Here is a 10959-nt window from a genome sequence, read left to right as displayed (position 1 = left end):
CCTATTTGAACGCCATGCAGGTGGTCAACTGGCTGCCGCGCACCGAATTGCCTTTTGCCGCGCCGTCGCGGCCCGAGCTGCTGGACATGCCCGAGCCCGAGATTGCCGCACCGGTGATCCCGGCTACCCCGGCCGAAGCGCCGGAGCAGCCGGCCGCGCGTCCGGTCGAACGGCCGAAGATCGAGGTTCCGCGACCTTCGCTCGCCAGCACCCGCACGGGTGCCAAACCGGTCGAAGAAGTCGACGAAACACCTGTGGTGGCCAAGCCGGCGCCGGTGCCGCCACCGCGTTTTTCCCTGCAATTGCTGCGCGCGGGCCGTTGCCTGCTGCTGGTGGAGTTACCCACAGGCGAAGCCTTTCAGTCCCGCGATCCTGCTTATCTGTTGCTCAAGGACATGCTGCGTGCCGCCGGTCTGCCGGACGCGCCGCAGATTGTCGGTGAGCCGGTGCGCTGGCCATGGCTGAACCGCGGCACGATGGATCAGGGCCCGGAAGCGGCCCGGGATTTCGTCCAGGGTTTCCTGTCGGTGCAGATGGAGGCGGCGCCGTGCGCCTGCCTGTGGCTGATCGGCCTGCCGGCGGTGCGCTTTGCCGGTGAGGCGGATGCCGAAGCGTTCAACCGTGAATTGCAAATCGAGGGTCTTGGCTTGGCGTGGGCCGTGCCGGGGCTGGAATTGTTGATGGAAGAGCCACAGCGCAAGGCCGCCGTGTGGCAAGCCATGCGTCGGCTGATGGCGCGCTGGAAAGAATCGAATGAGTGACGCTGTATCGTTTCGCCCGATGACCGAGACGGATCTGGACGCTGTGCTGAAGATTGAATTCGCCGCGTACAGCCATCCGTGGACCCGCGGGATTTTTCTCGACGGCCTGGGCAAGTACCAGATCTGGCTGATGTTCGAAGGTGAGCAGCAGGTGGGCCACGGGGTGGTGCAGATCATTCTCGATGAAGCGCATCTGCTCAACATCACGGTCAAACCGGAAAACCAGGGTCGCGGGCTGGGGCTGACCCTGCTCGAATACCTGATGTCCCGCGCCTACGCCGCCGATGCCCGGGAATGTTTCCTGGAAGTTCGCGACAGCAACACGTCGGCCTTTCGCCTTTACGAGCGCTATGGCTTCAACGAGATCGGCCGGCGCCGGGATTACTACCCGGCGGTCGGCGGGCGTGAAGATGCCGTAGTCATGGCCTGCACGCTCGTCGACTGATCGCGGCAGGAGCCCTCAGCGCTTGCGATCCAGCGGATCGCGACGCGCCAGTTCCGCTTCATCCAGCCCGTTGCCGCCGCCGATATCGTCCTCGTCGACCACGCTCAGATCCCAATCGGCCTGATTGCCTTCCCCGAGCTCTTGGGCATCCCGGGCGCCATCTTCACGGATCAGGGTTTCCGGGCTCAGGTCATCGTCGGTGGGTTCGTGATCGGCAGTCGATGCCCCGGTGAAACCGGCTTCACGCACGCGGTCACGGGGCATCAACTGTTCGCGCTCGCGCTCGGGCAGCTCATCGCCGATCTTCGCACTGGGCTGTTCGTCGTCGAAGTCCAGCTCATGCACCGAACCCATGCGGTCTTCGTTATCATCGATGGGCTCCGGTTGCACCGCATCGAAGGGGCGTCGTGAATCAGTCATGGCAATTCCTCATACTGTGGGCCTTACTGGGATGGACTCACCGGGTGCACGAGAAATTCAAAGCAAATCACCCACGACCCCCGCGTGACCCCGACGGGCGGTCGACTGTCATACCAGCGCATCTTTCTTGAGGCCTTACAGCATGCATGACTTACAAGACCTGATTGATAACAACGAGCGTTGGGCTGACGCGATCACCAAGGAAGACCCGGATTTCTTCGCCAAGCTGGCCCGTCAGCAGACGCCTGAATATCTGTGGATCGGCTGCTCCGACGCACGGGTGCCGGCCAACGAAATCGTCGGCATGCTGCCGGGCGATCTGTTCGTTCACCGCAACGTTGCCAACGTGGTGCTGCACACTGACCTCAACTGCCTGTCGGTGATCCAGTACGCAGTGGACGTGCTAAAGGTCAAACATATTCTGGTGACCGGGCACTACGGCTGCGGCGGTGTGCGGGCGTCGATGCAGGATCGTCAGTTCGGTCTGATCGACGGCTGGCTGCGTTCGATCCGCGACCTCTACTACGAAAAGCGCGAAGAACTGGCCAGGCTGCCGACCGAAGAAGAACAGGTCGACCGTCTGTGCGAGCTCAACGTGATCCAGCAAGTGGCCAACGTCGCCCACACCAGCATCATCCAGAACGCCTGGCATCGCGGGCAGAGCCTGTCGATCCACGGCTGCATCTACGGCATCAAGGATGGTCGCTGGAAGAGCCTGAACACCACGATCAGCGGTTTCGAGCAATTGCCGCCGCAATACCGTTTGCGTCCGGTCGGCGCGCCTTGACCGGTCGTTCAGCGTAAACCTTGCCGGCGGCGCCAGCTCAACAAGTAGCGCTGGCCTTCAAGATTGGGTGATTCGTCGTAACCGGTGATCCACCCACGGCAGCGCGAGGAGCCGCAACCGCAGGCGAACTGCCGCAGCAGTTTGTCTTCGGTGGCGGTGTAGTCCATGGTCAATCGTTCACCTTCGGCAATGTCGCGCAGAGCCCAGAACCATAATTCTACTGCGTCAAAGAAGGTGTTTGGATCGCATGAGTGTTCGAAAAGTCCGCAAAAGCGTGGATCGTAGATATGAATCCCTGGCATCAGTTGCCGGGTCTGCCGGCAGCGATAGGGCAGCAACTGGCCTGAAACCCGGCACATTCGGGTGATGCGCAGGAACTCCCGGCACGCTACGACAGCGGTGGCTACGCCCTCGGGATCGTGAACAATCTCGAAATCCTGTTTTGACGGAAATCCCATGCGCACGGGGAGTCCGGCAAAAGGATAAATGCCCTCGGTATCGCGTGCCGGTTTACCCGGTAATGCGTGAGTGTTCATAACGTTCCCTGTTGGCCAGGTGTCGCGACTTTCCCGAGCTGACGTCCTGTCAGTCCTGCAACACGATCATTGGATCCAAGATCCCGTAAATCACATTAGCGGTCTACTGTCAGATCTGACAGGCGAAATAGACGCTTTCCCGGGTCAGCCAAGGCTGACACGGGAACATCGCATGTCCTTTCAGAGATGGGCCGCGGGCGCGGCCATGTCCGGCAATGGGCTTTTGAGCTGTTGCAACTGGGATTTGACTGGTGCGGTCGAGCAGGTCTTGTCCGCCTGTGCCACGGTCTGGTTGCGGATCGTGGTGTAGAACAGCTCGCAGGTCTTGGCTTTCTGCGTCACTTGCCAGGTCTGGGTGCAGCTGTTGAGCAGTGTCTTCGGATCGGTGTCCGGTTTGCTGCCCATCCCGGCCTGCCAGCAGGCGGCGCTCAGGTCTTGCCCCATTACCTTCAGACCGGCCGCATCGGCCTTGGCCTGGGCATCGTCGCCGGTGTAGTTGCTCGGGTCGGCGGCGTACCAGATGTAGCTCGGGTGGTTCGAACCCAGCACCGGCACGTTCACCCCCGTGCTCGGGCTGATGGTTGCCAGACCCAGTACATTCACGGTCGCGCCGTATTGCTGCTTGATCCAGTTACGCACCGGCGCACCGAAGGCAACCATCGGCAGCACGGCGCCGCTGGCGTTCTGGCTGACCTGCTTGACCATGGTGGTCTGGTAATCCTTGAAGTAGTCGTACACGCCTTCCAGATCCTTGCCGGCGCTGGCGGGCGCGGCGATCGGGGCGATGTCGATGATGGTCTGGTAGGCCGGCGTCTGGTCGGCGGGGATGCCATTGTCGGTCAGCAGCGCGGCCCAGCGGTCGGTGGTGTTCGAGCGCAGGTAATCCTGGGCCTGGGTCAGTGAGTAATCCGGCGGGAAGTGCAACAGCTCGACACTTTTGCGGTTTTCCAAGGCCATGCCCAGCGGCAGGAACAGGTACCAGCTGTATGCCCATTTGCCGTCGGCATTGAGTTTGCTGGCGCCTTTGTAGGCCAGATCGCCGGCGTCCAGCAGCGCGGTCAGCGGCTTGTCGTAGCCCTTCGGTACGCCGCTGATTTCGGCGTAGAGCTGATCGTTGTCGTTTTTCACCAGCACTTTGGCGTTGGTGTAGCCGTCGCGCTGCACGCTCTGGCTCAGGTAATGGGCGACGGTCTGCTCCAGCGTCCAGTTGCGAAAGCAGATCACGCTGCAATTGTTGGGGTAGGCGAAGAGGCGGGTGACGCGTTCGGTGCTGCCCAGTTTCAGGTCGACATCGGCGTGGGCGGCGGCGCTCAACGTGAGCGCCGCGAGGGTGAGGCCTGCGAGTTTCAACATGCTCAGATCCTTTTCAGCGAGGGTAAAACCTTGGTGGAGGGCAATCCGGCCCGCGTCCAGCCTAGCCGGGGAACAGGTGTTTCAGCGAATAACCAAGCTGACTGGCGAGAATCACGCCGGTCATGACCACCAGAAACAGCAGTTGCAACGGGCTGAAATGCGCCCAGTGCAGCGCGGTCAGCCACGGGTGCTTGTCGCTGAACTCCGGGTCGAGCGTACCGATGCGCCGCTTGTGCCAGAGCCCGATCAGGATCACTCCGATATAGGTGAAGGCTCCCAGCCCACCGAGCATGACCGAGAACAGCAGGATCATGACGGCTTGCGGTACGCCATGGCGCAGCACGAGCCAGCGGGTATCAGGGTTCCATCGGCGCGGAATGATCCTTTCGGTCAACCACAGATCCTGAACGATCAAATGGGCGCTGATCAGAAACCAATAACTCAAGCCGATCCGGAAAAACCAGACAGGAACACAGGCGAAGGCCAGGGGAATGACGATGCTCATCGCCGTGGTCTTGTGCTCGGCGGGCAGATAGAACAGCCACAGCGCCAGCGCAATCGCGGCCCATGAGCGCAACCAGGTTTCGGCGGCGATGTAGCGCGGCAGAAACCGTCGCCAGTAGAAAACATCGGCGTAGGGCAGGCGGGCGAGCAGGTCGGGAAAGCGCCACTTGAGGGTTTCCGACAACTGCTGGCAGGCCTGCCAGTCAGCCGGAATGAACCGGTCGGTCATGTCTTTCTGTTGCCGCGGCTTCATCGGGCTGATCAGCATCCGCGCGGCCAGAGCGTCGGGCGACCCGTTGCGCTGATCTTCGGCCCGGGCGCACAGGGTGTCGTAGAGGCTTTCCTGGTTGCAGCGCTCGATCAGCGCCTGCCAGAGCCAGTCCGGTTGCGGATGAATACCCTTGGTGTCGTCCCAGCCAAATAATTGGGAGATACGGTCGAACAGCGGAACGCTCCACTCTGTGTCCTGCAGCAGTTGCAGGATGATCTGCTGCCAATGTTCCCGACGGTCGAACACCTGGAGCCAGGGTTGGGCCGTGTAAGTCTTGAGCTGCGCGAGACATTCACGCTCGTTTTGCGAGGCGAGCAGCGTTTCCAGCGATTGCCGGTAATCCTTCAGCAACTCGCTGGCGAGAATGCTGCGCTGCCCGTCGCCGATGGCGATCTCCTGCCACGGCCCCAGCCAACCCAGGTGCTGTACCGCCCAGCGGGCAATCGGAAGGCGCAGGGCGGGATGATCGAAGCACAACGTCAGCAACAGCGCCTGGAACGCTTGCGCACAATCCTGCTGGCGCGCTTGCTCCCAGCGCTGGTCCAGATTGGTGTCCGAGAGGCCGTTCAGCAATTGCGATGCGGCTTCAATGGCCGGGTCGGCAGTCGGCTGCTCGGGTTCCAGGTTAAGAGGCTCCGGACTCAGGGGCTGTACCCGCAAGGTCTGCGACTCGAGCGGTGCTTCGGGCGCGGCCGGGGTCACCGGTTCGAATAGCGCCGCAGGGTAATCCCACGCATCGGTCCCGGTCTTCTGCAGCGGCTGAACCATGGATTGCTCTTGCACCGCCAGAGCGGCGATCCCAGGAGCCAGCACGACGTCGCCGTGCTCCTCGGTCTCTTCGTTTTCCAGGCGCCATTGGGCAATCGACAGTGCGCGCTCATAGGCCTCGCGCAGGCGCTGGAAGCCTGCAGCATCTTCATCGGGCCGAAAGACTTTCAGCAGCCGCGCATAACTGCGTTTGATATCACGCAGCCCGGCGTCTTCGGGCAGTTGCAGGACAGACCAGCATTCCATGTCGTGCTTCCTTACTGCCAGGGGTTACGGTCGAGGGCGCTCAACTGCTTGCTCAGTTCGGTACGGGTTTCACGGATCTGCCGCTCGTCCTGGGAATCCAGCGCCTGCTGGAATTGCTTGGCCCAGTAGCCGATCTGATCGCGAAGGTCGCCCAGGCTTTCCTGATACAGACGTTCCAGCCGTGCGCTGAGCAGGGTGTTCACCTGTTGCTCGCGCGGATGGATCTTCAATTGCGCCAAGGCTTGCAGACGCTGCTGGATTTCCTCCGGCGTCAGCACGCCGGGGTTGTTTTCGATGACCAGCGAATGTTGCTGACCGGTCAGGGGAATGCTGACTTGGGCTTCCAGCAAACCGTTGTTGTCGTAGGTGAAGCGCACATCCAGCTCGACTTCGCCGGCCTTGCGCTTGGGCACCTTGATGTCCAGTTGGCCGAGCGCCACGTTGTCTTTGACCAGGCGGCTTTCGCCCTGAAAGATTTTCACGACCACCTGTTCCTGATTGTCGTGAAGGGTCTGCACGGTTTTGACCCGGCTGACCGGGACGATGCTGTTGCGCTCGATGATCGGCAGGTAGTGACCGCTTTCATACTGGCGACCGACCTGCGTGGAAGTCTCGATCCCCAATGTGTAGGAGCAGACATCAGTGAGCACCACTTCTTCCAGCGCGGCCGAACGGGCCTTGAGCGCTGCCTGAATCGCCGCGCCCTGAGCGACCACTTGATCCGGATCGAGGCTGATCGACGGGAAGCGGCCGAACAGCCCGGCAGCCAGTTTGCGCACCAGCGGCATGCGGGTGGTGCCGCCGACCAGCAGGATTTCATCGAGGTCGCTGACGCGGATGCGTGCGTCACGCAGGGCCCGTTCGATCGGCGCGCGCAGACGTTCGAGCAGCGGCATGTACAGCGTCGCCATTTGCGCCTGAGTGATGGTCTGGGTCCATTGCTTTTCGCCAACCTGCAATCTGAATTCGGTGCTGGCGTCCTGACCCAGTGCACGGCGCACACGTTCTGCCTCGCGGCGCAGCGGCTGGAGGATGGTCGAGCGCTCGGGGAAGTCCGACACGCTGCGATGCTGATCGATAAAGTGCTCAAGCAGCACGTTGTCGAAATCCTCGCCGCCGAGGAAGTTGTCACCGGCGCTGGCGCGCACCTCCATGACCCCCTCGAAGAGTTCGAGAATCGACACGTCGAACGTACCGCCGCCCAGATCGAACACCAGGAACGACGTTTCCTTGTCCCGTTGGTGCAGGCCGTAGGCGAGTGCGGCGGCGGTGGGTTCGTTGATCAGCTTTTCTACTTTGAGTCCCGCCAGTTCACCGGCAATGCGCGTGGCCTTGCGCTGGGCGTCGCTGAAATAGGCCGGAACGCTGATCACGGCTTCCGTGACGGTCTGCCCGTAGGTGCGCTCGACGTCTTCTTTCAGGCTCTTGAGCACCAGCGCCGACAGCTCTTCCGGACGGAATTTTTTATCCCCGAGGTAGACCTCCGTCGCACTGCCCATATGGCGCTTGAACAGCGAAGCGGTCAGGCGCGGATGAGTGTGCAGGCGTTCGCGGGCAGCTTGCCCGACCAGAATCCGGCCCTGATCGTCCAGACCCACCACGCTGGGTGTCAGGAACTGCCCCAGGGCGTTAGGCACCAACTCAGTGGCATCGCCACGCCATACGGCAACAAGGCTGTTGGTGGTTCCCAGGTCAATCCCGACGATCATTGCAACGAACTCCCTTTGCGCTCAGACAAAAAATGAAACAGATATTGGGCGCGCAAGAATATTACCGAGGCAGTGGCGCGGTAAAGAAAGATGATGGCTCTGAGCCATTATTTACGACAGGCAACCGCAGGAGGGATGGTTCGGGTCGCTTTTTGTCGAAGGGGTCGAAGGGAAAGACAGGGCGCCGGAGCCGGCGCCCTGTGGTCATCGTTTAAGGCATGACCGGCGGCAAGTACGAAAGCGTCGTGCCCAGCGCCCACAGCAGCACCAATACCAACGGCGTGTGCACCAGTAATTGCACGAACGAGAAACCGATCAGATCCCGCGCCTTCAGCCCCAGCACGCCCAGCAACGGCAGCATGTAGAACGGGTTGATCAGGTTCGGCAGGGCTTCGGCGGCGTTGTAGATCTGCACCGCCCAACCGAGGTGATAGTTCAGATCGTTGGCCACCTGCATCACGTACGGCGCCTCGATGATCCACTTGCCACCGCCGGACGGAATGAAGAAACCGAGAATCGCCGAGTACACACCCATCAACAGCGCATAGGTGTCGTGGGAAGCGATGCTGACGAAGAACGTCGAGATGTGATGGGCCAGGGTCTGGGCGTCAGTGCCCTTGACCGTGGTCATCAGCGCGGCAATCGAACCGTACAGCGGGAACTGGATCAGCACCCCGGTGGTGGTCGGCACGGCGCGTGACACCGCATCGAGGAAACTGCGCGGGCGCCAGTGCAGCAACGCGCCGAGCATGATGAACAGGAAGTTGTAGGTGTTGAGCCCGGAAATCGCGGTGATCGCCGGTTTGGTCGAGAACTCGTGGAACAGCCATCCGGCCGCCAGCAGCACCAGCAGGATGATCAGCAACGGGCTGTGTTCCAGCCATTCGCCGGGGCGGGTGCGCGGTTGCAGCGGCGGCAGGTTGAAGGCCGGGTCGATGCCGCAGGCCTTGGCGTCACGCGCCGAGTTCGGGCCGGGCGCGGTGGCGTAGGCGATGATGATCGAAATCACGATCAGCGCCAGCAGCATGACTCCCGACTGCCAGAGGAAAATCGTCTGGGTGAACGGAATCACCCCGGTGATCGACAGAATCGACGGCGGCAGACTGGCCGGGTTGGCCTGCAACTGCGCGGCGGACGACGACAGGCCCAGCGCCCAAACGGCGCCGAGGCCAAGATAGGCGGCGGCACCGGCGGCGCGGTAGTCCATTTTCAGATCGGTGCGGCGGGCGAGAGCGCGCACCAGCAGACCGCCGAACACCAGCGACAGGCCCCAGTTCAACAAGGACGCGACCATCGAAATCAGCGCGACCCAGGCCACGGCCGAGCGACCGTTCTTCGGGATCCGCGCCAGGCGATCGATCAGTTTTACGGCGGGCGGCGAACTGGCCACGACATAACCACCGATCACCACGAAGGCCATCTGCATGGTGAACGGGATCAGGCTCCAGAACCCGTCACCGAAGGCCATGGCCGCGTCGGTGGGTTTGGCGCCCATGGCCAGGGTCGCCAGCGCGACGATGATCACCGCCAGCGCGGCGAATACCCAGGAGTCGGGAAACCAGCGTTCGGCGAAACTTGAACAGCGCAAGGCAAAGCGCGCAGAGCGGCTATCTTCGATATCAACGGCCACGGGAGTACCTCGGATTTTTATGTTTATTGTGGTCTTCGGGGCTTGGCCGGCCCGTCTGGACAGGTGCCAACAGTAAATCAACCGGCGGATTTTTGTGACCGTGTTTTGCTGAATCAGACTATGGTCTAACGGGTTGTCCGGCGGCCCGTTTGCGTAGACCATGGGCGCCTTGGTTTTTTGCCTGCCAGAGTTCTTTGCCATGACTGCCCATTCCACTGCCCGACCGGCGCCGTTCAGCCGTTCCGACTACAAGACCCTCGGCCTTGCGGCCCTGGGCGGGGCGCTGGAGATCTACGATTTCATCATTTTCGTGTTCTTCGCCCTGACCCTCAGCCAGCTGTTCTTCCCGCCGGAAATGCCCGAGTGGCTGCGCCTGCTGCAAAGCTTCGGGATCTTCGTCACCGGCTATCTGGCGCGCCCGCTGGGCGGGATCCTGATGGCGCATTTCGCCGACCGGCTGGGGCGCAAGAAGGTTTTCAGCCTGAGCATCCTGATGATGGCGCTGCCGTGCCTGCTGATCGGGATCATGCCGACTTATGCACAGATCGGTTATTTCGCACCGCTGTTGCTGCTGGCGCTGCGCATCCTGCAAGGCGCGGCGGTGGGCGGTGAAGTGCCGAGCGCCTGGGTGTTCGTGGCCGAGCACGCGCCGGCCGGGCATCGCGGTTATGCCCTGGGCTTTCTGCAGGCCGGGCTGACCTTTGGTTATCTGATCGGCGCATTGACCGCGACTTTTCTCGCGCAAATGTTCACCCCGGCCGAAGTGCTCGATTACGCGTGGCGTTATCCGTTCCTGCTCGGTGGTGTGTTCGGCGTGATCGGTGTCTGGCTGCGCCGCTGGCTGAGCGAAACCCCGGTGTTCATGGCGATGGAAGCGCAGCGCGAGGCGCGGGTCGAGCTGCCGCTGCGCACCGTGCTGCGAGATCATCGCCTGGCCATGTTGCCCGCGATGCTCCTGACCTGCGTGCTGACCTCGGCGGTGGTGGTGTTCGTGGTCATCACCCCGACCATGATGCAGAAAACCTTCGGCATGACCGCTGGCCACACCTTCGCGTTGAGCGCGCTGGGCATCGTTTTCCTGAACATCGGCTGCGTGATCGCCGGCCGACTGGTCGATCGCATCGGTGCCTGGCGCACGGTCATGCTCTACAGCCTGCTGCTGCCGCTGGGCATCGGTCTGCTTTATAGCTGCCTGATCAGCGGCGGGGATTGGGTCGGTCTGGCCTACGCCATCGCCGGCTTGTGCTGTGGCGTGGTCGGTGCGGTGCCGTCGGTGATGGTCAGCCTGTTCCCGGCGCGGATCCGCGTTTCCGGGATCTCCTTCACCTACAACATTGCCTACGCCGCCTGGGCCAGTTTCACACCGTTGCTGCTGATCGGTCTGATGCCGTGGAGTCCGTGGATCTGCGTGATGTTCTGCACGGTGATGGGCGCGGTGGGCGTCGTCAGCGCAGCGTATTTCGGCTCGCGCATGCCGCGCGCAGATCACTGTGCGGTGGCCGGCACCGCCTGAATTGTCGAGGCGTAAC

The 10959-nt window shown here is 62.1% G+C and carries 10 protein-coding genes; 4 read left to right on the top strand and 6 right to left on the bottom strand.

Annotated features, from left to right (window positions below):
* Nucleotides 1–14: 14 nt before the first annotated feature.
* Both ABFB52_RS24660 and rimI read left to right on the top strand, forming a co-directional pair.
* On the top strand, nucleotides 15–761 hold the full coding sequence (locus tag ABFB52_RS24660; RefSeq protein ID WP_129973087.1) for an energy transducer TonB: 747 nt from the start codon (nucleotides 15–17) through the stop codon (nucleotides 759–761).
* A complete protein-coding gene (gene rimI / locus ABFB52_RS24655; protein WP_129973084.1) occupies nucleotides 754–1206 on the top strand; it encodes a ribosomal protein S18-alanine N-acetyltransferase in 453 nt (150 codons plus the stop codon). The genes ABFB52_RS24660 and rimI overlap by 8 nt, the downstream gene beginning before the upstream one ends.
* A gap of 15 nt (nucleotides 1207–1221) precedes the next feature.
* Here the strand turns inward: rimI and ABFB52_RS24650 are convergent, their stop codons facing one another.
* A complete protein-coding gene (locus tag ABFB52_RS24650) occupies nucleotides 1222–1626 on the bottom strand; it encodes a serine kinase/phosphatase (protein WP_129973083.1) in 405 nt (134 codons plus the stop codon).
* A gap of 142 nt (nucleotides 1627–1768) precedes the next feature.
* On the opposite strand from ABFB52_RS24650, the gene can reads away from it, so the two are divergent.
* The gene (gene can / locus ABFB52_RS24645) at nucleotides 1769–2413 is read left to right on the top strand and encodes a carbonate dehydratase (RefSeq protein WP_011335942.1); all 645 of its coding nucleotides are present in this window, start codon (nucleotides 1769–1771) and stop codon (nucleotides 2411–2413) included.
* An 8-nt stretch (nucleotides 2414–2421) separates the two neighbouring features.
* Here can and ABFB52_RS24640 read toward each other — a convergent pair whose 3' ends face one another.
* The 5 genes from ABFB52_RS24640 to ABFB52_RS24620 form a co-directional block, all read right to left on the bottom strand.
* Nucleotides 2422–2949: an SET domain-containing protein-lysine N-methyltransferase gene (locus ABFB52_RS24640; protein WP_102687515.1), complete on the bottom strand. Its 528-nt coding sequence runs from the start codon at nucleotides 2947–2949 to the stop codon at nucleotides 2422–2424.
* Between the two features lie 180 nt (nucleotides 2950–3129).
* Nucleotides 3130–4302, bottom strand: coding sequence for a hypothetical protein (locus ABFB52_RS24635; protein ID WP_129973082.1), 1173 nt, complete (start codon nucleotides 4300–4302; stop codon nucleotides 3130–3132).
* Nucleotides 4303–4363: 61 nt separating this feature from the next.
* Nucleotides 4364–6091 carry a J domain-containing protein gene (locus ABFB52_RS24630; RefSeq protein ID WP_129973081.1) on the bottom strand — a complete coding sequence of 576 codons (1728 nt, stop codon included), beginning with the start codon at nucleotides 6089–6091 and terminating at the stop codon, nucleotides 4364–4366.
* Nucleotides 6092–6102: 11 nt separating this feature from the next.
* A complete protein-coding gene (locus ABFB52_RS24625) occupies nucleotides 6103–7800 on the bottom strand; it encodes a molecular chaperone HscC (RefSeq protein ID WP_129973080.1) in 1698 nt (565 codons plus the stop codon).
* A 211-nt stretch (nucleotides 7801–8011) separates the two neighbouring features.
* Nucleotides 8012–9430: a TIGR00366 family protein gene (locus tag ABFB52_RS24620; protein ID WP_007951749.1), complete on the bottom strand. Its 1419-nt coding sequence runs from the start codon at nucleotides 9428–9430 to the stop codon at nucleotides 8012–8014.
* A 199-nt stretch (nucleotides 9431–9629) separates the two neighbouring features.
* Here ABFB52_RS24620 and ABFB52_RS24615 point away from each other — a divergent pair, with 199 nt between their 5' ends.
* Complete coding sequence (locus ABFB52_RS24615) at nucleotides 9630–10943, top strand: MFS transporter (RefSeq protein ID WP_129973079.1); 1314 nt, start codon at nucleotides 9630–9632, stop codon at nucleotides 10941–10943.
* Nucleotides 10944–10959: the final 16 nt, after the last annotated feature.

The sequence above is a fragment of the Pseudomonas sp. 9.2(2024) genome (assembly GCF_039695385.1).
In the GTDB taxonomy this organism is placed as follows: domain Bacteria; phylum Pseudomonadota; class Gammaproteobacteria; order Pseudomonadales; family Pseudomonadaceae; genus Aquipseudomonas; species Aquipseudomonas paraglycinae.
Note: the sequence above shows the minus strand (reverse complement) of the source record. Positions and strands in the feature narration are given on the sequence as shown.